The organism is Mycoplana azooxidifex, assembly GCF_014196765.1.
Classification (GTDB): domain Bacteria; phylum Pseudomonadota; class Alphaproteobacteria; order Rhizobiales; family Rhizobiaceae; genus Mycoplana; species Mycoplana azooxidifex.
Map to the genome: position 1 here is coordinate 93,352 of NZ_JACIEE010000010.1, position 21,501 is coordinate 114,852.

Annotated in this window: 24 protein-coding genes; 7 read left to right on the forward strand and 17 right to left on the reverse strand. The window is 63.2% G+C overall.

Going from position 1 to position 21,501, the window contains the following annotated elements; translation table 11 throughout:
* Nucleotides 1-189 precede the first annotated feature (189 nt).
* Together GGQ64_RS22130 and GGQ64_RS22135 are read right to left on the reverse strand one after the other, a co-directional pair.
* On the reverse strand, nucleotides 190-1,365 hold the full coding sequence (locus GGQ64_RS22130) for a flagellin N-terminal helical domain-containing protein (RefSeq protein WP_183807511.1): 1,176 nt from the start codon (nucleotides 1,363-1,365) through the stop codon (nucleotides 190-192).
* Between the two features lie 402 nt (nucleotides 1,366-1,767).
* Nucleotides 1,768-2,943: a flagellin N-terminal helical domain-containing protein gene (locus tag GGQ64_RS22135; RefSeq protein ID WP_183807512.1), complete on the reverse strand. Its 1,176-nt coding sequence runs from the start codon at nucleotides 2,941-2,943 to the stop codon at nucleotides 1,768-1,770.
* A gap of 413 nt (nucleotides 2,944-3,356) precedes the next feature.
* On the opposite strand from GGQ64_RS22135, the gene GGQ64_RS22140 reads away from it, so the two are divergent.
* Nucleotides 3,357-5,267 (forward strand): O-linked N-acetylglucosamine transferase, SPINDLY family protein, encoded by a 1,911-nt coding sequence (locus tag GGQ64_RS22140; protein ID WP_246422848.1) that lies wholly within the window; start codon nucleotides 3,357-3,359, stop codon nucleotides 5,265-5,267.
* A gap of 174 nt (nucleotides 5,268-5,441) precedes the next feature.
* Here GGQ64_RS22140 and fliP read toward each other — a convergent pair whose 3' ends face one another.
* The 14 genes from fliP to GGQ64_RS22210 form a co-directional block, all read right to left on the reverse strand.
* A complete protein-coding gene (fliP, locus tag GGQ64_RS22145; RefSeq protein WP_183807514.1) occupies nucleotides 5,442-6,182 on the reverse strand; it encodes a flagellar type III secretion system pore protein FliP in 741 nt (246 codons plus the stop codon).
* Nucleotides 6,179-6,682: a flagellar basal body-associated FliL family protein gene (locus GGQ64_RS22150; RefSeq protein WP_183807515.1), complete on the reverse strand. Its 504-nt coding sequence runs from the start codon at nucleotides 6,680-6,682 to the stop codon at nucleotides 6,179-6,181. The genes fliP and GGQ64_RS22150 overlap by 4 nt, the downstream gene beginning before the upstream one ends.
* A gap of 36 nt (nucleotides 6,683-6,718) precedes the next feature.
* Entirely contained in the window at nucleotides 6,719-7,429 is a 711-nt protein-coding gene (flgH, locus tag GGQ64_RS22155; RefSeq protein ID WP_183807516.1) for a flagellar basal body L-ring protein FlgH, read from the reverse strand.
* A complete protein-coding gene (locus tag GGQ64_RS22160; RefSeq protein ID WP_183807517.1) occupies nucleotides 7,426-7,968 on the reverse strand; it encodes a MotE family protein in 543 nt (180 codons plus the stop codon). The genes flgH and GGQ64_RS22160 overlap by 4 nt, the downstream gene beginning before the upstream one ends.
* On the reverse strand, nucleotides 7,965-9,080 hold the full coding sequence (locus GGQ64_RS22165) for a flagellar basal body P-ring protein FlgI (protein WP_183807518.1): 1,116 nt from the start codon (nucleotides 9,078-9,080) through the stop codon (nucleotides 7,965-7,967). Before GGQ64_RS22165 ends, GGQ64_RS22160 begins: the two co-directional genes overlap by 4 nt.
* Nucleotides 9,077-9,592, reverse strand: coding sequence for a flagellar basal body P-ring formation chaperone FlgA (gene flgA, locus GGQ64_RS22170; RefSeq protein WP_183807519.1), 516 nt, complete (start codon nucleotides 9,590-9,592; stop codon nucleotides 9,077-9,079). Before flgA ends, GGQ64_RS22165 begins: the two co-directional genes overlap by 4 nt.
* Nucleotides 9,593-9,612: 20 nt before the next feature.
* Complete coding sequence (gene flgG, locus GGQ64_RS22175; RefSeq protein WP_183807520.1) at nucleotides 9,613-10,395, reverse strand: flagellar basal-body rod protein FlgG; 783 nt, start codon at nucleotides 10,393-10,395, stop codon at nucleotides 9,613-9,615.
* A gap of 11 nt (nucleotides 10,396-10,406) precedes the next feature.
* Nucleotides 10,407-10,751 (reverse strand): flagellar hook-basal body complex protein FliE, encoded by a 345-nt coding sequence (gene fliE / locus GGQ64_RS22180; RefSeq protein ID WP_183807521.1) that lies wholly within the window; start codon nucleotides 10,749-10,751, stop codon nucleotides 10,407-10,409.
* Nucleotides 10,748-11,167: a flagellar basal body rod protein FlgC gene (gene flgC, locus GGQ64_RS22185; protein WP_183807522.1), complete on the reverse strand. Its 420-nt coding sequence runs from the start codon at nucleotides 11,165-11,167 to the stop codon at nucleotides 10,748-10,750. Before flgC ends, fliE begins: the two co-directional genes overlap by 4 nt.
* Before the next feature lie 2 nt (nucleotides 11,168-11,169).
* Entirely contained in the window at nucleotides 11,170-11,553 is a 384-nt protein-coding gene (gene flgB / locus GGQ64_RS22190) for a flagellar basal body rod protein FlgB (protein WP_183807523.1), read from the reverse strand.
* A gap of 182 nt (nucleotides 11,554-11,735) precedes the next feature.
* Nucleotides 11,736-12,290, reverse strand: coding sequence for a flagellar protein (locus tag GGQ64_RS22195; RefSeq protein ID WP_183807524.1), 555 nt, complete (start codon nucleotides 12,288-12,290; stop codon nucleotides 11,736-11,738).
* 3 nt (nucleotides 12,291-12,293) lie between these two features.
* Complete coding sequence (fliI, locus tag GGQ64_RS22200) at nucleotides 12,294-13,703, reverse strand: flagellar protein export ATPase FliI (protein ID WP_183807525.1); 1,410 nt, start codon at nucleotides 13,701-13,703, stop codon at nucleotides 12,294-12,296.
* A 12-nt stretch (nucleotides 13,704-13,715) separates the two neighbouring features.
* Nucleotides 13,716-14,441: a flagellar basal-body rod protein FlgF gene (gene flgF, locus GGQ64_RS22205; RefSeq protein ID WP_183807526.1), complete on the reverse strand. Its 726-nt coding sequence runs from the start codon at nucleotides 14,439-14,441 to the stop codon at nucleotides 13,716-13,718.
* Nucleotides 14,441-15,220, reverse strand: coding sequence for a DUF1217 domain-containing protein (locus GGQ64_RS22210; protein ID WP_183807527.1), 780 nt, complete (start codon nucleotides 15,218-15,220; stop codon nucleotides 14,441-14,443). The genes flgF and GGQ64_RS22210 overlap by 1 nt, the downstream gene beginning before the upstream one ends.
* Nucleotides 15,221-15,405: 185 nt before the next feature.
* Here GGQ64_RS22210 and motA point away from each other — a divergent pair, with 185 nt between their 5' ends.
* From motA to GGQ64_RS22240, 6 genes are all read left to right on the forward strand, one after another.
* Nucleotides 15,406-16,284 carry a flagellar motor stator protein MotA gene (gene motA, locus GGQ64_RS22215; protein WP_183807528.1) on the forward strand — a complete coding sequence of 293 codons (879 nt, stop codon included), beginning with the start codon at nucleotides 15,406-15,408 and terminating at the stop codon, nucleotides 16,282-16,284.
* Between the two features lie 15 nt (nucleotides 16,285-16,299).
* Nucleotides 16,300-17,235 (forward strand): FliM/FliN family flagellar motor switch protein, encoded by a 936-nt coding sequence (locus GGQ64_RS22220; protein WP_246422850.1) that lies wholly within the window; start codon nucleotides 16,300-16,302, stop codon nucleotides 17,233-17,235.
* Between the two features lie 52 nt (nucleotides 17,236-17,287).
* Nucleotides 17,288-17,881, forward strand: a complete 594-nt coding sequence (gene fliN, locus GGQ64_RS22225) for a flagellar motor switch protein FliN (RefSeq protein ID WP_183807530.1) — start codon at nucleotides 17,288-17,290, stop codon at nucleotides 17,879-17,881.
* Between the two features lie 38 nt (nucleotides 17,882-17,919).
* Nucleotides 17,920-18,954 carry a flagellar motor switch protein FliG gene (gene fliG / locus GGQ64_RS22230; RefSeq protein WP_183807531.1) on the forward strand — a complete coding sequence of 345 codons (1,035 nt, stop codon included), beginning with the start codon at nucleotides 17,920-17,922 and terminating at the stop codon, nucleotides 18,952-18,954.
* A gap of 152 nt (nucleotides 18,955-19,106) precedes the next feature.
* Nucleotides 19,107-20,183, forward strand: a complete 1,077-nt coding sequence (flhB, locus tag GGQ64_RS22235; RefSeq protein WP_183807532.1) for a flagellar biosynthesis protein FlhB — start codon at nucleotides 19,107-19,109, stop codon at nucleotides 20,181-20,183.
* A 10-nt stretch (nucleotides 20,184-20,193) separates the two neighbouring features.
* Complete coding sequence (locus GGQ64_RS22240; RefSeq protein WP_183807533.1) at nucleotides 20,194-20,637, forward strand: hypothetical protein; 444 nt, start codon at nucleotides 20,194-20,196, stop codon at nucleotides 20,635-20,637.
* Between the two features lie 120 nt (nucleotides 20,638-20,757).
* Here the strand turns inward: GGQ64_RS22240 and visR are convergent, their stop codons facing one another.
* Nucleotides 20,758-21,501 carry a transcriptional regulator VisR gene (gene visR, locus GGQ64_RS22245; protein ID WP_183807534.1) on the reverse strand — a complete coding sequence of 248 codons (744 nt, stop codon included), beginning with the start codon at nucleotides 21,499-21,501 and terminating at the stop codon, nucleotides 20,758-20,760.

Sequence of the window (21,501 nt, forward strand, 5' to 3'; positions counted from 1 at the left end):
TAACCCGTTCTTCGTCTTGGTTAACCCATCGTTTCGATGGCACCAGATAATGCGAACATGGTTAATGAAAGTTAAACAGGGTTTACCGATCTTGGTGTAGCGCCAGCGATTTTCTGCCTCCGGAACATGAAAACCGCGCCCCTTTCGAGGCGCGGCCAGTTGATTTTCGATCTATCGAACCGTTTGCGATTAACGGAAGAGCGACAGGATGTTTTCCGAAGAGGAGTTGGCGATCGAGAGCGCCTGGATGCCGAGCTGCTGCTGCGTCTGCAGGGCGCTGAGGCGGGTCGATTCCTCGTTCATGTCTGCATCCACCAGGCGGCCGACACCCGAGTCGATCGAGTCGGTCAGCTTGGAGACGAAGTCTTCCTGCAGGTCGAGGCGCATGGCGACCGAGCCCATGTCGGCGGCAGCGCTGGTGGCTGCTTCGAGCTGGCGGTCGACGTGGCTGATCAACCGGTCGATGATGTCCTCGTCGGTCAGCGTGGCGACGCCCAGGGCGGTCCGGGCGGCGTCCAGGTCGGAGATGTCGAGCTCGTAGACAGACGTACCGGATGCGAAGACGGTGGCGATCGTGGTCTGCTCCGTCGCCGTGACCGTCTTGTCGGCTGCACCCGTGACCTCGACCCACTTGTTCTCGTCGGCCTTGATGTAGAAGTCGGTTCCATCGGTCCAGATGCCGTCGGCGTTCTCGGCAAAGGCGCTGGTGACAACCGTCGAGTCGACGGCCGTGAAGTAGCTGCCGTTGACCTTGGCTACGTCAGCCTGCAGGGCGTCCTGGTCAAGAATGCCCATCTTGTTGCCGCTGGTATCGAACAGCACGTTGCTCGAGTCCAGGTCGACATCGATGGACTGAACCTTGACGTTGCCGGCGGAGTCGCGGGTGAACGAACCGACGATCTGCTTGGTGACGGTTTCAGCCGTTGCGACATCCGCACCGGCGGTCGCGCTGACGGCGGCCTTCAGCCAGTTTTCGCCGGAGAAGGAAGCGGAGTCGGCGATCGACTTCAGCTGACCCTGCAGCTGGGTGATTTCTTCCTGGATCTTGGACTTGTCGACGCCGGTTTCGCGGGCGGCGACGAGCTTGTTCTTGATCTCTTCGATAACGTCGATCGAGGATTCGAGACCGGCATAGGCGGTGTCGACCTTGGCGGCGCCGAGGCCGAGAGCGTCCTGGACGGCGGAGAGTGCACCATTGTCCGAACGCATGGTCGTTGCGATCGACCAGTAGGCTGCGTTATCGGCGGCTTCGCCAACGCGCAGACCCGAAGAAACGCGCGCCTGGGTTTCTTCCATGCTGGAGTTGATGGAGCGCAGCGTCTGGAGAGCGGACATGGCTGCGATGTTGGTGAGAATGCTCGTCATAGTTGATTGCCCCTTAATGGCTGACTAGGAAGGGACATTCCGGTTTTACCGGCGAACGACGGTCAACATCATGCTTGTTAACCCTTTATTATGCTTGGGGTTAACCCGTCGCTTCGATGGCCCTAGATAATCGCAGGATGGTTAAAGAAGGGCTAAGAGCAACGAGAAAGGCGGTGTCCTTCAAAAAATTTTGCAACCTTTGCGCGCCCGTGCGCGTGTCAGAACTTGCTTAAAAAAACGATAAAGCCGCACCCGTTTCCGGATGCGGCTTCCTGACGATCTGTGACGGGGGTCAGCCTCCCCGGCATCGATCCATCTTTCCTTGCACTGCCGGCACAGCGGAAAGTCACCGCCATGCCGGGGTAGAAGAAGCAGCTCCCGTTTCCGGGAGCCGCCATTGTCTTAGCGGAAGAGCGACAGGATGTTCTGCGAGTCGCTGTTGGCGATCGAGAGCGCCTGGATGGCGAGCTGCTGCTGCGTCTGCAGGGCGCTGAGGCGGGTCGATTCCTCGTTCATGTCGGCATCCACCAGACGGCCTACGCCGCGTTCGATGGAGTCCGAGAGCTTGGAAACGAACTCTTCCTGCAGGTCGAGGCGCATCGAGACCGAACCCATGTCGGCAGCAGCGCTGGTGGCTGCTTCGAGCTGGCCGTCGATGTGGCTGATCATCCGGTCGATGGCATCCGCATCGGTCATGGTCGCGTCGCCGAGAGCACCCTTCAGGGCATCCATGTCAGAGATGTCGAATTCCGAAACCGATGTGCCGGCTGCGAAGACGTTCGCAATCGTGGTCTGCTCGGTTGCCGTGACCGTCTTGTCGGTCGCGCTCGTGACCTCGACCCACTTGTTCTCGTCGGCCTTGATGTAGAAGTCGGTTCCATCGGTCCAGATGCCGTCGGCGTTCTCCGAGAATGCGTCGGTGACAACCGTCGAGTCGACGGCCGTGTAGTAGCTGCCGTTGACCTTGGCGACATCAGCCTGCAGGGCGTCCTGGTCGAGAATGCCCATCTTGTTGCCGCTGGTGTCGAACAGCACGTTGCTCGTGTCCAAGTCGACGTCGATGGACTGAACCTTGACGTTGCCGGAGGAGTCGCGGGTGAACGAACCGACGACCTGCTTGGTGACCGTTTCAGCCGTTGCGACGTTGGCGCCGTTGGTCGCGCTGACGGAAGCCTTCAGCCAGTTTTCGCCGGAGAAGGAGGAGGCGTCGGCGATCGCCTTCAGCTGGTCCTGCAGCTGGGTGATTTCTTCCTGGATCTTGGACTTGTCAGCCGAAGATTCCTGGGCAGTGACCAGCTTGTTCTTGATCTCCTGCATGACGTCGATCGAGGATTCGAGACCGGCATAGGCGGTATCGACCTTGGCGGCGCCGAGGCCCATTGCCTCGCTGACAGCAGAGAGTGCACCGTTGTCGGAGCGCATGGTGGTTGCGATCGACCAGTAGGCGGCGTTGTCCGTTGCGGTACCGACGCGCAGGCCCGAGGAGATACGGTTCTGCGTGGTTTCCAGGTTGCTGGAGATGTTACGCAGGGTCTGGAGAGCAGACATTGCGCTAGCGTTGGTGAGAATGCTTGCCATATTCGTTTGTCCCTTTGAACGAAATACTTTGTGGGGACATGCCGGGCTCCCTTAATCCTACCGGCGACGACGGATCGACTTCATGCCACTTGGTTTCATTATTTGGGTTGAGAAACCAAACCTGTCGTGTCGGGAAGGAATATCTCGCCCAAAGCTTTCGCGTTGATTAATTTCGCGGTTTTCGCGCCGCGTCCCAAAATCTATAGTTAATGGTCCGCAAGTTTATATGGTTAAAATTGTAAGTCTAATTCAGGCTACAATTGACCATGGCCAGCATCATCCGCGCCTGCGCGCCCGCGAGAGGACGGATACACGCAAGCTTCATTCCCTATAGGTCGCCAATCCCCAACGTGGCCGAAGGCGCGAACCCGCGTCACTGCCTGCAGGATGTCTTTCAAACGGAGCGTCGCATCTTGTCCACGACCATCTCATTCGCCGCCGCATCAAAGGAATATCAGAAAGGGCGATACGGACAGGCCCTTTCGGTGCTGAACAAGCTGCTTGAGGTCCAGAGGGACGGCAAGACCTACGCGCTTCTTGCCAGGACCATGCTGAAAGTGGGGATGAAATCCGACGCGGCCATGGTCTTCGACATGGCCGCCGATCAGGAAGATGCCAACGCCACCGAATATCGCCGGAAGGCGATGATGCTTCATTTCGAAGGCGGCAGAGACGATGAGGCGCTCGTCGCCGCCAAGCGGCTTTTCGAGAAAGCGCCGTCCGACCCCGATGTGGCCTACGTCCTGGCGACGATCTTCCTCAAGCGCGGCGAACGCGACATTCTCGAGGGGATACGGAAGCCGTTGCTGGCGAGCGCCAATCCGCAGCATCTCGTCCTGGCCAGCCAACTCCTGACCAACGAGCTGGGCAATGAAAACGACCTTGTTACAACCCGGAAGATTCTCGAGAAAATCCCGGGGAACAATGTCGTTCGCTCCATCTACCTGCAGATGGCAAGGGAACTGAACGACTACGAGGCCATCGCCAGGCACGAGCCGATCATCATGGCGGCAATCGAAAGCGGCAACCTCGGTTTCCTTGACCACGAAGGGCCGTGGCCAAATCTGCACTGGTGCGGGGATGAGGGAACAAACCGGCTTGCGACCTACAAATTACCGACACTCCCGGAGAACGCGACTACTCTTCGACGGGCCATGAGGCATGCCTGGTCGGACAAGATCAGGATCGGCTATCTTTCATCCGATCTCTGGTCGGATCACGCGACGATGAAACTGCTGCGAAGCGTGCTCGAACGGCACGACAGGAACAAGTTCGACATCACGCTCTTCTGCTACACGCCGTCCCGCCTGCTGCAAATGAACGACGCAGAGCGCAGCGCCTGGGGCGGGATCGTGCGGGTGGCCGACATGTCGGACATGGAAGCGGCATCGGCGATACGCGAAAGCCAGGTCGATATTCTCATCGACCTCAAGGGCCACACGAAGGACGGCCGGCCCGGGATCCTCAACCATCAGGCAGCGCCGATCCAGGTCGCCTGGCTCGGCTTTCCCGGCTCGACCGCAAACATCGATCTCGACTACGTGATCGGGGACCGCCACGTCCTGCCGGATTCGTCCAAGCCGCACTACCACGAGAAATTCTGCAGGCTTCCGGACACGTATCAGCCCAACGATTCGACCAACCGTCCGCCCTTGCGCCCGCAAGGCCGGGCCGATCTCGCATTGCCACAGGACAGGTTCCTGTTCGCCTCCTTCAACCACAACCGCAAGATCTCCCCCGAGGTGATCGAGCTCTGGGCGCGGATCCTCAAGCGTTCGCCCGAGAGCAGCCTGCTGCTGCTGGCGGTGTCGGAGCGGTCGCGGGAGAACATCCTGAAGAAGTTCAAGAGCGAGAAGATCGCGGCGGAGAGAATTCTGTTCACGCCGAAGATGGAGTACGAGCAGCACCTCAATCGTCTTCAGGCAGCCGACGTCGGCCTCGACACCTTCCCGGTCAACGGCCACACCACGACATCGGAACAGCTCTGGGGCGGCCTGCCCGTCATCACCGTCAAGGGCACCAACTTCGCCTCGCGCGTCAGCGAGAGCCTGCTGCATGCGATGAACCTGCCGGAGCTCGTTGCGGAGGACAAAGACGCCTATGTCGATCTTGCCGTATCCTGCTACGAGAACCCGGAGAGCCTGGCGGCGTGCCGGGCGAAGCTGCAACAGAACCGCCTCGTCGCCCCGTTGTTCGATTCGGAGCGCTTCCGCCTCCACCTCGAGGCAGCCTACGAGATGATGCGCGATCGCGCACGAAGCGGTTTGGACCCCGACCACTTCGACGTGCCCGCCCTGCCCGTCCGCACGACGCCGATCCAGTAGGAAGTCAAGCGCGCGCCCTCGCGCGCACCACCGCGGGCGCGCTCCCCGGCCGGAGCGACCTGTCGGGAATCAGTCTCTCCGCAAGCGAAAGCATCCATGCGGAAACCGCGGCGCCGGCCGGTTGGTCGGGAGAGACGCCGTGCCTGTGGTGAAGGTGGGGTGCCTGCGCTACCGTTACTGGAACGAGCGCACCAGACTGCCAACGAGCAGGTTCCAGCCGTCGATCAGGACGAAGAAGAGGATCTTGAAGGGCAGCGAGATCGAGGTCGGCGGCAGCATCATCATGCCCATCGCCATGACGATGGTGGCGACGATCAGGTCGATGACGAGGAAAGGCAGCACGACGAGGAAGCCGATTTCGAAGCCGCGCCGGATTTCCGAGATCATGAAGGCCGGTATCACGGCGCGCAAATCGACCTTGCCGTCCACCAGCACCGTCTGGCCGCGCTCCTGGGCAAGCGTGATGAACAGTTGCATGTCCTCGTCGCGCGTGTTCGCGGTCATGAACTCGCGGAAGGGCTCGGCAACCCGCCGCGCCGCTTCGCCCTCGTCGATCTGGTTGGCAATCAGCGGCTGGATACCCGTCTCCCAGGCGCGGTCAAACGTCGGCGTCATGACGTAGAAGGTCATGAACAGGGCGAGACTGACCAGGATCATGTTGGACGGGGTCGTCGCGAGGCCCATGCCGGAGCGCAGGATCGCAAAGGCGATCACGAAGCGCGGGAAGCTCGTCACCATGATCAGGATGCCCGGCGCGACCGAGAGAACGGTCAAAAGCCCGAAGGTGCGGATGATCCAGGAGGCGACCGATCCGTCGATCGGGGTGGTGAGCAATTGCGCCGGCGTCTGCTGGGCAAGCGCCACGCTGGTCATCGCCATCATGGCAACAAAGGTCGTCGTGAAAAATCGAATCATTCGATCACAAAGGTCCGGAACATGATGTTGGTTACGCGTCCTTCGGAGCGCAGGTCAACCCGCTCCTTCAGGTCGTCCCGGAGATATTGGAAGCCGCGCGGCCCCTGGATCTGCTGCAGCGACACGGTGCGCATGTAGGCCATGATGTCCTGGTGGACCGCTTCGGCAATAACGGGATCCGGAAGCCCGTTGAAGGCGAGCGCAATCTCCATGCGCACGAGGTTGTCGGCGGGATAGGCAAGATTGCTGGTGAAGGGCTCGAGCGCCACGATTCCGTTGGCTTCGGTGGCGAGGCGCGGAATTCCGCCGTCCTCGGCCGTGCCGGCTTCCGTCACGGTTGCCGCAGCCGCAACCTCGGGCTCGGCCGGGGGTGGGGCAAGCAAGTTGCCCAAGAACCAGCCGCCGCCGCCGGCCGCGACGCTGAGGCCGGCGACGATCGCGATGGTCAATACGAGCGGCGGCTTCTTCTTGCCTTCGTCGTCCTGGTCCTGGTTCGCCATGTCCGCATTCCGTCTGTTGCTTTTTGAAGGGGCCGATCAGATCGGCGAGAACAGGTCGACGAGCTGCTGGCCCCATGGCGGCTGCTGCACCTCCGTCAGGCGGCCGCGGCCGCCATAGGAGATGCGGGCTTCGGCGATCTTGTCGTAGGAGATGCGGTTGTCCGAATCGACATCCTGCGGCCGGACGATGCCGGCTACGTTGAGAATGCGCAGTTCGTGGTTCACGCGCACTTCCTGCGAGCCGCTGATCAGAAGATTGCCGTTTTCCAGCACGCTGGTCACGACGGCGGCCACGAGCAGGTTCAGCTTTTCGGACCGCTCGGTCTTGCCGTCGCCCTTGGTGCTGGTGGACGAACCGTAGGTCAGGTCGCCGTCGGTGCCGAACGAGAAATTATCGCCCTCGCCGTCGACGGAGAAATTCATGCCGCTCTTGTTTGTGCGGCTGCGATCGGTCTTGTTGTCGAAGGTCGCCTCGTCGTTCAGGCGGATCGTCACCGTCAGGAGATCGCCGACGTTGATGGCGCGCGAATCCTTGAACAGGTTCGACTGGGAATCGCTCCAGATGGAGTAGCCGGACATCCGGGTGTGCGGCTGCTTCGGGTACATGGCCATCTGCGGCGTCTGCGAATATTGCAGGCCGCTGCCGATCGGGCTCATGGCCGGCGCCTGGCCGATTTCCCTCAGCGCCTGGTTGGCGCAGCCGGACAGGAGCGAGGTGGCCATCATGGCGAGGGCTAGCTTCTTCATGACGGGTCCTTCGAGGTATTCGGGTCGGATGCGGCCGCGATGATACTGGCGAGCCGCGCGGCCTTTTCGGCCTCCATCTCGCTCAGGATCTGGCCGGACATGCGCGGATTGAGTTTCATGACGATCGCGGAGGCGACCTCGGGATCGATCTTTTCGAGCTGGGCGGCGGCGGCATCGGCCGGCATCTTCTTGTAGATCTCGATGAGGCCGGCTTCCGCGACCTTGAGGAAATCGTTGCGGCGCTTCAGCCAGTCCTCATACTCCGCGCGGCGCTCCTCGAGGGTGGCGATCCGGCTGTCCACGTCCTGCTGCAGCTTTTCCAGTTCCTGCTTCTGCAGCAGGTAGCGCTGGTCGCGCGCCTTGTCGGAGATGTTGGTGCAGAATTCGCGTATCTCGTCGGCCGTAGCCGCGCTGGTGACGATGACGGGCCGCCCCTCGGCCAGCGCGCCGGGAATGGCGAGCATGAGAGCGCCGGCTGCCGGCAGCAGCAGGCTGCGCAGGGTCCGGAGGATGGGGAGCTGTTCGTTCCTGTTCGTCATTGCAGCACCAATTCTGCCTGGAGTGCACCGGCCGACTTGATCCCCTGCAGGATCGAGATGATCCCGTCAGGCTTCACACCGATGCTGTTGAGCCCGGCGACAAGGGTCCGGAGATTCGAGCCGTTCAGGATGGCGACCGTGCCGCCGTCCTGCTGGGCGACGATGTCGGTGTTCGGTTCCACCGCGGTCACGCCGTCGGAGAAGGGTGCCGGCTGGACGACCTGCGGCATCTCGGTGACCTGCACCGTCAGCGTGCCGTAGCTGACCGCGACCTCCGAGATCCGAACGTCCTGGCCGATGACGATGGTACCCGTGCGCTCGTTGATGACGACGCGTGCAGGCACGTCCGTCTCGATCACCAGGTTCTCGAGTTCCGCCATCAGGCGGGCGAGATCGGCGCGCTTCGGCTTCTGGACATAGACCGACTGCGAATCACGGGCATCGGCGATCCGGCCGCCGTAGCGGGTCCCGGCATAGCGGTTGATCGCATCGGCCATGCCGACGGCAGTGGAAAAGTCGGGATTGCGCAGCTGCAGCACCAGATCGGTACCGTCCTTGAAGCGGGCCGGCAGCTCGCGCTCGATGATCGCGCCGTTCGGCACGCGGCCTGCGGTGGTCACACCCTGCTGGAGCGTTGCGGCCTCCCCTTGGGCGTTGAAGCCGGTGACCACGACCGAACCCTGCGCCACGGCATAGATCTGGCCGTCGGCACCGGTCAAAGACGTCATGACGAGCGAGCCGCCACGCAGCGAGGTCGCATCACCGAGCGAGCCGATGGTCACGTCGATGCGGCTGCCCGGGCTTGCAAACGGCGGCAGGGTTGCCGTGACGAGCACGGCCGCGATGTTTCTCGCCCGCGAGCGCTCGCCCTGCGTATTGATGCCGAGGTTCTGCAGCATCGATTGCAGCGATTGTTCGGTGAACGGCGAGGAACGCAGGCTGTCGCCCGTGCCCTGCAGGCCGACGACGAGGCCGTAGCCGATCAGCTGGTTGTCGCGGCCCGCCTGCAGCGACGCCACATCCTTGATGCGCGCGGCCGAATGCGCCGGCGCAATCGAAAGCGCCAGCCCGACGAGGACGCCCACGAGGCGGGTGAGGAACGCTCTTGTCATTTTGCCACCACGTGCACTGTCCGGTCCTCCATGACGGTGCCGGTAACGATCACGCCGGAATCGAGGTTGCGGACCTTGATGAGATCGCCGACCGCGGCATCGTCCAGCGGCGATCCGGAGGCCGTGATGACCAGCGGGCCGTTGCGGAAGACGAGACGAACCGCCTTGCCACGCGAGACGGCGAAGGGTTCGCGCAGCGACGAGACGAGGATGATGCGACCGGCCACGAGCGTCCGCCTGGTCACCATGCCGTTGACGGCCTCGATCCGCTCGGCGTAGCCGGGGGCGATGTTCGGGTTGGTGACCGCCACTTCCTCCAGCTCGGTCGCATCGAGCTGTTCGCCCGGATAGATGGTGCGCTTGGGAATGACGGCGAACCGTCCGTCGGCCAGAGCGGGCACGGCCGGCACCGCCAGGGTTCCGGCCACGGCGATCAAGGCGAAAGCCAGGAGTGCCCCGGCCCGGCCGGCGGCGCGCTTTCGTGCAAGGTTCTTTCTCGGGCGAAACATCATGTCTCCCTCATCTCACGCGGCTAGCGGAGGTTCTGGCTGACGACCTTGGCCATCTCGTCTGCCGCCTGGATGATCTTGGAGTTCATCTCGTAGGCGCGCTGGGCCGAGATCAGGTCGGTGATTTCCTTGACCGGATCGACGTTCGAGGCTTCCAGGTAGTTCTGCTGGATATAGGCGACGCCCGCTTCGTCCGGGACCCCGACCGTCGCGTCGCCGGAGGCCTCCGTCTCGCGGAAGAGGTTCTCGCCCAGCGGCTCGAGGCCGGCCTCGTTGACGAAGGTCGCAAGCGTCAGCTGGCCGAGTTCCTGCTGTTCGCCGTCCACGGTGGCGAAGACCTGGCCGGAACGGTTGACGGTGACCTCGGTGGCCTCCTGCGGCACCACGATGCCGGGCGTCACGGAGTAGCCGTCGAGCGTCACGAGCTGGCCGTCTGCGTTCGTGTTGAACGCGCCGGAGCGGGTGTAGAGGACCGTGCCGTCCGGCGCTTCGATCTGGAACCAGCCGCGGCCGACCAGCGCCATGTCGAAGGAGTTGCCGGTCTGGGTGAGCTGGCCCTGCAGGTGCAGGTTTCGTACCGCGGCGGTCTTCACGCCGAGGCCGATGATGGCACCTTCCGGCACGATCGCCTCGTTGCCGCGGTTCGGCACGCCCTGGGCGCGCTCGGTCTGGTAGAGCAGGTCCGAGAACTCGGCGCGGGCCCGCTTGTAGCCGGTCGTATTGATGTTGGCGATGTTGTTCGCGATGACCTCGAGATTGGTCTGCTGCGCGTTCATGCCGGTGGCGGCGATTGCAAGAGCTTTCATGGCACGTTCCTTCAGATCTGCATCCGGGCGACTTCGAGATAGGCGGTGACCACCTTGTCGCGGATTGCGATCGCGGTCTGGAGCGTCTGCTCGGCGTTCATGACCGCATCAACCACTTCGCGCGTGTTGGCCTTGCCTTGGACGCTCTCGAAGGACTTCGTCTCGCTCGCCCGCAGGCTGCCGACCGCATCGGTCGCCATGTCCCCCATAATCTGAGAGAAGCTCAGGGGCTGGGCAGCGTTCGCAGCCGCGGACGGCTGCATGATGCTGGAGGAAGAGACGCTGTTCTCCGTCAGGGTGCCGGAAAGGGGCGAGGAAGAGGTGAGCTTGCTAACGCTCGTCAGCGATTCAATCATTGCGATGCCCTCAGAAGATCGATCGTCGCACTGATGAGGTCGCGCGACTGGCGGATGCTTTGCAGATTGGCCTCATAGGACCGGTTGGCTTCCCGCATGTCGGCCATTTCGACCAGCACGTTGACGTTCGGGATCTTGACCATGCCCTTCTCGTCGGCCGCGGGGTTGCCGGGATCGAACTCGGCGGTGAAATTGCTTTCGTCCTCGGCCAGCCGGTCGACTTCCACCAGCGAGGCGCCGACGCTGCGGTCGAGCTCGGCGACGAAGGTGATGGTCTTGCGCCGATAGGGATCGGCGCCGGGCACGTCACCGGTCGAACGGGCGTTGGCCAGGTTCTCCGAAACGATGCGGATACGGGTGGACTGCGCCTCCAGGCCGGAGGCTGCAACTTTCATCGATGCAATAAGCGGATCCATTTTCAAGTCCTGACAGTCATCAGCATCATGCGATGAAACGCTTTGACCAGGCCGGCGCTGAGTTCATACTCCCGCTTGACCTGGCCCTGCTTCATCAGTTCTTCGGCGAGCCCGACGGAGTTGCCGGAAATCTGGACGCCGACATCGTCGTTGGCTTCGACGTCGGTGACCTCGCTGGCCAGCGACCCTTCGGTGAAGTGCATCGGATTGGTCGCAGCCATGCGGATACCGGCGTTCTCCAGCACCGACTGGAACGGCGTCACGTCCTTGGCCATGTAGCCGGGCGTATTGGCGTTGGCGATGTTGCCGGCAACCACGGACTGGCGCACGGAGAGCCACTCTGCCTGCTTGGATGCCAGTTCGAAGAATTGGATTGGTTGCGTCACGGCGAACTCCACTTTGTTGTCCCGAACCTAGGGACCTAATCTTGCGTGGGACTTGCCGGGGTTGCTGCAGTGCGCGAGATGCCGGATCCTCACCCGATTCTCAGGGAAAACGGTCCCTTCGACGCAGAAAAGCCGCCGGGGCGAGCGGCGGCTCGTCGAAGGCCCGGACGGGCGTTTGCGAATCAGTTGCGCTTGAAGACGTCGCCGTTGGAGGTGACGATCACCCAATTGCCGTCGCGCTGCTCGAGCGTGGCCAGCCGGCTGTTGTCGGGCAGGATCGAGCCGACGCGCACGATGTACATGCCCGAGGCGTCCTCGATCAGCGCACGGCCGTTTGCGACGTGCATCAGGCGAAAGCCGTTCGGGGTCGGCAGCGGCTGTTCGAGCGGGTTTGCCGGTGTGCCGGACCTGCCCTCGCGGCCGAGGTTGGGCACGGTTGCGGTCTTGACCGGATCGAGCTCGCGGCGGGGCGCTGCATCGTCGTCATCGATCATCGCCGCCGGGGAAACGCTCATCACCTCGCGGGCCGGCGTCTCCGGCAGGTCGCGCCGGTCTCCCTGCCAGAGCGGGGGAACGGAGAATTCCTGTGGATTGAGGAACACATACCATGGAAAGAAGGCCGCCATGGCCGCAAGGCTGATGCCGGCGGTGATGAGCAGCCGGTCCGTGACGCTGCTGACTTCCTGGTCGGGTCGCCGAAGCGGCGGGACTGCCTTGTCGGCGTCGAAATCGGTCATGGTCTACCCCCTTGCCCTCGCATTGCCGGCGGCCGGCTGGTTGGCCGGCGCATTGCGCAGCGCCAACGCCAGGTCCGCGAAGGAATCGGCGGCGGGCTTCTCGCCCGGCGTCTGGCGCAACACGTCGTAGATGATGGGAACCTGCTTGATCGCCATGTCGAGATCCGGATCGCTGCCGGCGCGATAACCGCCGATCAGACGCAGGTCGCGCGTCTCCTCGTAGCGGTGGACCAGCGCCTTGAGCCGCGCCACCAGCTTCTCCTGGTCGGCCGTCCAGGCCTTGCGGGCCAGACGCGAGATCGACGAGAGCGGATTGATGGGCGGATAGCGTCCCTCGTCGGCGAGGCTGCGCTCCAGCACGATGTGGCCATCGAGAATGCCGCGCGTCGAATCGGCGATCGGGTCGTTGTGGTTGTCGCCGTCGACGAGGATGGAGATGATCGCGGTGATCGTTCCGGTCCCCTCGGCGCCCGGCCCTGCCCGCTCGAGCAGCCGCGGCAGTTCGGTGAACACAGACGCCGGGTAGCCGCGCGCGATCGGCGGCTCACCGGAGGCAGTCGCGACCTCGCGGATCGCATGGGCGAAGCGGGTGACGCTGTCGATGATCAGGAGGACATTGTCGCCCTGGTCGCGGAAATGCTCGGCGATGGTGACGGCCGTCAGCGGCGCCATCTTGCGCAGCATCGGGCTTTCGTCGCTGGTTGCGACCACCGCCACCGATTTCGACAGGTTGTCGCCCAGGGTATCCTCGATGAATTCGCGCACTTCGCGTCCGCGTTCACCCACCAGCGCGATCACCACCTTGTCGAAGGCGTCGGCGCGGGCGAGCATCGACAGAAGCGTCGACTTGCCGACGCCGGAACCGGCGAAGATGCCGAGACGCTGGCCAAGGCAGAGGGGTGCGAAGATGTCGATCGCGCGGACGCCGGTGGAAAAGCCCTTCTCGACGCGGCTGCGCGTCATCGACGGCGGGGCGGTGTTGGAGATCGAGCGGCGGACATCGCCCTGCGGCAGGGCTCCCCGCCCATCGATCGGCTCGCCCAGCGCATTGACCGTGCGGCCGCACCATGCCGCCGCCGGCGCGACGCGGAAGGCGCCCTTGCGGATCACCGTGTCGTGAATGCCGATCGGCTCGCCCGGTTCGATCGGGCACACGACGACGCTGTCGGGCTCGACCCGCACGACCTCACCGAGATGGATGCCGGTGGGGCTGCGGTGCGCGACAAATTCGCCGAGCCTGACGTGACGCGACAGGCCGGTGACGGTGTAGTTGCCGGCGGCGATCGTCTGCACGTGGCCGCCGTGCGCGACGGAGAACTCCGGATTGGAGTAGCGTTTCACGAGGCCTGCCAGCGCGCTGAGCTTGCGTGCACCGTCGCTGGCCGGCTGATCGCTGGTGTTCGTATCCGTCATCATCATGCCGCGTTACTGGCTGCCGCCGAAGGTCTTGATGGCGCTGTCGATCGAGGATTCGCTCTGCTGCAGCAGCGCGTTGATGCTCTCGAAGGCGCGGGTCACGGTGATGAGCTGCGTCATCTCCGCGATCGCGTTAACGTTGGATTCCTCGACATACCCTTGCGCCACACCGGCATCGATCCGGTCGACGACCGGCTCGGGCGCGAGCGTCGGGATGATGCCGCTGTTTCCGGCGCGCACGAAGCCGCCGGAGAGATCAGCCTCGAACAGGCCGAGTGCCGCGATCGGCTGGCCGTTCTGGTTGAGCTGGCCGTCGGCGCTGATCTTTACAGAACCGGCATTGCCGTCGATCTGGATCGGTGCGCCGCCGGCATCGAGCACCGGATAGCCGTTGAGCGTGACGAGATCGCCAGCCTCGGTCAGGGTGAAGCGGCCGTCGCGCGTCAATGTCTGCCCGGCGGGCGTTTCGATGGCGAACCAGGCATCGCCGCGGATCGCGAAATCGAGCATGCCGTTGGTTTCCGTCATGCCGCCGTGACGCGTCGACAGGAACTCACTGCCCTGGTCCACGAACGCGACCTTGGCCTTGCCGTTATCGGCGACGACGTCGTTGAACTTGATCTCGGTCGCGCGGAAACCGACGGTATTGGCGTTGGCGACGTTGTCGGCGAGCGTGGTCATGCGGCGATCGAGTGCGATCTGGGACGAAAGCGAGACGTAAAGCCCGGTTTCCATTAGCGGCCTCCGAGTTTGAGGTTGTTGATGGAGATGAGGAGATCGGTGGAAATACCGATCACGCCGCCCGCCTGGAAAGCGGGCAGTTGGCCGCCCGGCGTGGAAGGATGGTCGATCTCCCACAGGGCGGTGAAGCGTTCGAGAAAGGTGCCGACCTTCACCGGATCCTGGAAGTCGGCGATGTCGAGGACGTCTTCATAGTAGGCCGACTGGCGGTCGACGTCGGTTGCGACGAACGCGTCTGGCAACTGCAGGACCGCGCGAACGACCTGGGAGAGCGCCGGATCGGCGATGATCGAATATCCGCTGGTGATCGCCGGCGCCATGCGCTCGAAATAGAGGGCGAGCCGCACGCCGGAATTCTCGCTGCCCGCATTCACCTCGAGGGTCTGGCGATTGTACTTGTCGACGACACCCTTCTGGGCGCGGTCGAAGCTCGTCGCCGCCTCGCCATAGCGGGCGAAGTTCAGCGAGGCCACCAGGTCCTTGTAGCGGCTGTCGGAAAGCTTGTTGGCGAAGGCGTCGTCGGCCTCGGTGCCCTCGGCGAGGACCTTGCGCATGAAGGCCTTGGCATAGGCCATGTCTTCGAGGCCGTGCGCCTTCATCGCATAGTTGTAGAGGCGACTGTCGGCAAAGAACTCGTCGATCGTCTTGATGGAGCCGATCTTGTCCAGATAGTACGCGCTCTCGCGCTTGACGTCCGGTTGCTCGGCAACGCGCTCCAGCGACGTCGCCAGGTCGGCGGTGATCAGTTTGTAGCTGGTATATGTCGTGGTCACGATGGCGGCCGCGCTTTCCGGTGTTGCGGGGCACAGTGCCCCCTCTCGCGAGGCAACCTGCGCCACTTTGCTTGCGCGAACCTGTAACTCCTGCTGATTTCAAGGAAGCGGAAGGTACAGCCTCACACAAGGCTGGCCCCCTATTCAGGTCTCGTCAGAAATATGTCGGGGCTTGTGGGCTAGCAATGAACATCATCATCGGTCTGATCGTAACTTTCGGTTGTGTCCTTGGCGGCTACATGGCCATGGGCGGGCATCTCGAAGTCCTCGCCCAGCCGTTCGAGCTCGTCATCATCGGCGGCGCCGGCATCGGGGGCTTCATCATGGCAAACACCATGAAAGTCGTGAAGGATACCGGCAAGGCGCTCGGGGAGGCCTTCAAGCACAAGGTTCCCAAGGAGCGGCACTATCTCGATACGCTCGGCGTGCTCTACAGCCTCATGCGGGATCTGCGCACCAAATCGCGCAACGAGATCGAAGCCCATATCGACAACCCCGACGACTCCTCGATCTTCCAGTCGGCGCCCACGGTGCTGCAGAACAGGGAGCTCACCGCGTTCATCTGCGACTACGTGCGCCTCATCATCATCGGCAACGCCCGCGCCCACGAAATCGAGGCGCTGATGGACGAAGAAATCCAGACCATCACGCACGACAAGATGAAGCCGTATCACGCGCTGAACACCATGGGCGACGCCTTCCCGGCCATCGGTATCGTGGCGGCGGTCCTCGGCGTGATCAAGGCGATGGGCGCCATCAACGAGTCGCCTGAAATCCTCGGCGGCAAGATTGCGGCCGCACTCGTCGGCACCCTTCTCGGCGTGTTCCTTTCCTATTCGATCGTTTCGCCGATCATCGCCAACATCAAGTCCGTGCGTACCAAGCAGAACCGGCTCTACGTCATCGTCAAGCAGACGCTGCTCGCCTACATGAACGGCTCCGTGCCGCAGGTCGCGCTGGAATACGGCCGCAAGACGATCTCCGCATACGAGCGTCCCTCGATCGACGCGGTCGAGCAGGAAATGATGAACCCCGGCGGCAGCAACGACACAAAGGCGGCCTAAATGAGCGGGAACAACATGACAGCCTCAGCAAAGTCGAAACAGGACCCGATCGTGCTCGCGCGCCTCACCGGGCAGCTCGGCGACCGGGAGACCATCTCCAGGCGCTGCGCAGCACTCGGGGAGGTGTTCTCGGAGTTCCTTCCCGACGTCTTCGAAAGCGAGCTCGGCTTCGACGTGGCCGTGACCTATGCCGGATACGAAATCGGCCGCTTCGGGCAGCTGGTCTCGGGGCTCGGCGGGGCGATGGCGCTGTCGGACTGCTCCCTTCGCAACTGGAGCGACCAGTACGTCGTCGTCTGTGACAGCCCCTTCATCATCACGCTGATCGAAAACATGCTGGGAGCGTCGCGCGATACGATCGAGGAGCCGGAACCCCGCGCGCTGTCGCCGATCGAGCTCGACATCGCCGCCATGGTGTTCGACAGGATATGCGGCGTGCTCAAGACCGCCGTCGGCGACCACAACGGCTACGAGCCGATCATCGGCCCCGCCTACAACGTGGAAGGCCGCAAGGCGCCGGCCGACGGCTCCGAGGAGACCTTTGCCGCGACGGTGAAGATGTCCGTCGGAATCGGCCCGGTCCTGTCGAGCTTCTTCGTGGTCGTTCCGCAAAGAGCGCTGCTGAAATCGACCATCGCCCCGCCGCGGCCGGCAAATTCCGCCAGGACGCGCAAGGAATGGAGCGAGCAGCTGAGTGAACAGATACGCCGCTCGAAGGTCACCCTCCAGGCACGCATCAAGCTCGAGAGCCAGACGCTCGACACGATCAGCCGCCTGCAGGCGGGCGACATCATTCCCTTCCACGATTCCGGCGACGTTCGCGTCGACGTCAGCGCGAACGGAAACAAGCTCTACGTCTGCGAGTTCGGGCGTTCGGGCGCGCGCTACACGGTTCGGGTGAAGGATACCTACGGCTCGGAAGACGAGCTGCTGCAACACATCGTCGGATAGGATCAGGCCCGGCAGCACGCCTCGGGCAAGTTTCAAATGGAATAGTGATCACATGGCACCGAAAAAAGCACCTCTTGCAGACGATCTCGCCGCGGCCGTCACCGCAAACGACGCCGAGCTCGAACAGGCAATCGACGACCTCCGCGGCGTCCTGCAGCAGGATGCGTCAGCCGCACCTGCCTCGGAGTTCGGCATGGACTTCCCGGCCGGCGACGACGGCGACGCCCTCGCGGCGTTCGGCGGCGACTTCGGCTCCGATACGACCGAAGCCGGCTTCGGCGGAGATTTCGGCAGCACCGACACGGCGGCCTTCGGCGATGCCGGGTTCGGCGGGCAGGACTTCGGCGGCGCCGGCCTTGGAGAGATGCCTGCGCGTCCGGGCAGCGCCATGGAGGCCAACCTCGGCCTCATCATGGACATCCCGATCGACCTGCAGATCGTCCTCGGCTCCTCGCAGATGCTGGTCTCCGGATTGATGGGCCTGACGGAGGGCGCCACGATCGCGCTCGACCGGCGCATCGGCGAACCGGTCGACGTGATGGTGAACGGCCGGGTGATCGGCCGCGGCGAAATTACCGTGCTCGAGAACGACGACACCCGCTTCGGGGTCAAACTCATCGAGGTCAAGAGCACATCCCACAACTGAAATGAGCTGATACCGGTGAAAGGTTTCAGGAGGCATCCATGATGGATTTCGACAATTTCGGCAGCACTGCAGTCGGTGCGCCGCTCAAGCCCGTCGACAAGGCAGCCGCCGTTCTTCTGGCGATGGGCAAGCCCGTGGCCGGCAAGCTCCTGAAGTTCTTCACCCAGGGCGAGTTGCAGGGTATCATCGCGGCGGCGCAGAACCTGCGCCCCATTCCCCCGCAGGAACTGCTCGAGCTCGTCAACGAGTTCGAGGACCTCTTCACCGAGGGCGCGGGCCTGATGGACAACGCGAAAATGATGGAGGGGATCCTCGAAGAGGGGCTGACGCCAGACGAGGTGGACGGCCTGCTCGGCCGCCGGACGGCATTCCAGGCCTACGAGACCACCATCTGGGACCGCCTGCAGGACGCGGACGCGATCTTCATCAGCCAGTTCCTGCTGAAGGAACACCCGCAGACCATCTCCTACATCCTGTCGATGATGCCTTCCGCCTTCGGCGCCAAGGTACTGCTCGAGGTGCCGGAAGAACGCCGCGCCGACATCATCAACCGTACCGTCAACCTCAAGGACGTCAGCCCGAAGGCGGCGGTGATCATCGAGGGGCGTGTCCGGGAAATGATGGATGCCTTCGAGGCGGAGCGGAACTCGCCCGGCTCGAACAAGGTCGCCGAGATGATGAACGAGCTGGAGAAGAACCAGGTCGACGAATTGCTTGCCTCGCTGGAGACGATCAGCACCGCCTCCGTCAGGAAGGTCCGGCCGAAGATCTTCCTGTTCGACGACCTGCTCATCATGCCGCAGAAGAGCCGCGTATCGCTGTTCAACGACGTTGCCGGCGACATCATCACCGCCGCCCTGCGCGGAACGTCGATGGAACTGCGCGAGGCCGTCCTGTCGTCGATCGGCGCACGCCAGCGCCGCATGATCGAATCGGATCTCGCAGCCGGCGACGTGGGCAATCCGCGCGAAGTCGCGATCGCCAGACGCTCGATCACCCAGGAGGCGATCAGGCTGGCGGCCGCCGGACAGATTCAGTTGAAAGAAAAGGAAGAGGCCGCAGCCGCAGCCTGAGCCGGCTTGACTCGCCCCATTCAAAGATCGACCGTTCCGGGGACCCGAATCTGAAAAGGTTCGGGTCCCTTTCTATTTGTCGGTATGGCGAACCACGCGTTGACGGCCGGCCGACCCTTTTGCCGCAGAGCGCTTTCCGGAAGGACCTTTCCATGGCCGACGACGAGGACAAGGAAAGCAAAACAGAAGCCCCGTCAGAGAAGAAAATCCGCGACGCGGCGGAGAAGGGAAATACGCCGTTCGCGCGCGAAATTCCCGTTTTCGCCTCCACCGTGGCGATCTACCTCTTTCTCGTGTTCTTCCTGCCCGGCGGCTTCCTGCGCGTCACCGAGACGCTGCGGGACCTGTTCGGTCAGCCGGATGCGTGGGACCTGGAGAACAGCGGCGACGTCGTCGCCCTCTTCCGCCATCTCGGCTGGGAGGCCGGCGTGCTGCTGCTGCCGGCGCTGGTGATGATGATGCTGTTCGGGCTGGCCGCATCGATCCTGCAGAACATGCCGAGCCCGGTGCTGGAGCGCGTGCGCCCGCAGATGTCGCGCCTGTCGCCGATCAAGGGATTTACCCGCATCTTCGGCAAGCCCGGGCTCGTGGAGTTCGGCAAGGCGCTGATCAAGGTCGGCGCGGTCTCCGTGGTCGTCGTCCTGGTCCTGTGGGACGACTATTTCGCAACGCTGGATGCGATGTTCTCCGATCCGGCGGTGATCTTCCAGACCCTCGCCAGCAAAGCGAACACGATCATGGTGATCATCCTTTTCGCCACCGCCGTGATCGCCGCGATCGACTTCGCCTGGACGCGTCATCACTGGTATTCCGAGCTCAAGATGACCAAGCAGGAGGTCAAGGAGGAACACAAGCAGGCGCAGGGCGACCCGATCATCAAGAGCCGGCTCCGTTCGATCCAACGCGACCGCGCCCGCAAACGCATGATCGCCTCTGTTCCTCGCGCCACGCTCGTCATCGCCAACCCGACGCACTTTGCCGTGGCGTTGCGATACGTCCGCGAGGAACAGGAGGCCCCCGTCGTGGTCGCCAAGGGCCAGGACCTGGTTGCGCTCAGGATTCGTGAGCTTGCGGAGGAGAACGGGATCCCCGTCTTCGAGGATCCGCCGCTCGCGCGCTCCATGTTTGCGCAAGTCTCGGTGGATAGTGTCATTCCACCGGTGTTCTACAAAGCAGTGGCGGAACTGATTCACCGGGTCTACGCAGCTTCACCCCAGATGAGACGGTAAAAGAGATCCGATGAGAAAAAGCTCCTATTCTGCCCAGCGCGAGAGGATCGTGGCCGAAGCGATCGGCCCGGTTGCATCGGAATTGCGGCTGCTTGACGCGGCCGACCTGGTATCCCTGCTGCGCTTCGAGTGTTACGGAAACCTGTCCGACCTGGTTTCGTCTGCCGCCGAGCTGTATTTCCTCCCCGGCACCGTCGTTTTCGGCGCCGGAGGCGACTACAAGCTCGACTGGGGCGGCGAGCCCGAGGTGACGCTCGATCTGGAACTGCGTCCGCGCGGCTGCACCGTCTATGCGCGGCTCCAGCTCGGCAACGAACGCGCCGGCGTCGAAGTGACCCACGTCGCCTTCGAGGATCCCGCGGTCGATCCGGACGACAACACCGACCTGCTTGCAGCGAGCCTGAGGGATGCGCAGTTCAGCCGTTCGACCCAGTTGCAGCTGCAAAGCCACTGAACGACCCGTAGCCGACGTCAAAGCACATCGCGATCCTTCGGAATCGCTCCCGCGCTTTGGACCCTTGATTTTGCGCATGTCGTAGTCGCAAAACCGCAGCACACTTTTGCGCGACACGCTTTATCGGATATAGCCCAGGCGTATCGCCTTCGCGATCGCCTGGACGCGGTTGACCGCGTCGAGCTTGGTCGTCGCCGTGCCCAGATAGGCATTGACCGTATGCACCGAAAGCCCGAGCTTCTCGGCGATGGATTCGCTGATGCAGCCGTCGCCCGCCATCTGCAGGCAGGCGATCTCGCGGTCGTTGAGCGCCTCCGCAGGCTGCATCCGCTTTTCGTCCGCCGCCAGCAGGTCGACCATGATCTGGCCGGCGCGCATGTGCATGTCGAGCACGAGGTCGGTGTCGATCCTGAGGAAGTCGCCGGTCAGGACGACGAAGCCGTTGCCGCTCGATCCCAGCCGGACGGGAAAGGCGATGCCGGCATAGGGAAGCTGGCTCGGCGGAAGGCGCAGGGCGAAGGACGCGAGCTCTTCCGCAATGAAGCTGTTCGCATCGTCGCCTTCCCAGACGACGGGGAGCATGGAGGTTTCCAGGTGCGCCATGAGCGTCTCGCCGTGCGTTTCCACCAGGGTCCGCGCGGTCTTCTCCGTCTCTGACGCCCAACTGCTGAGCGTGCAGGCAAGGCGGCGTGCCGACGGCAGTCCCTGGCCGAGGATGCGGAAGACGGCAAAGTTCTTCGCCCCGGCAACCTTCTGCATGTGCTGGAGTGTCGCCACCACATCCGTCGTGCGCTTGGGCCGGGACAGCTTCGATATCCGGATCTCGGGAGCCTCGCCCTTCGGCTGGGAGAACGGATGTTCCAT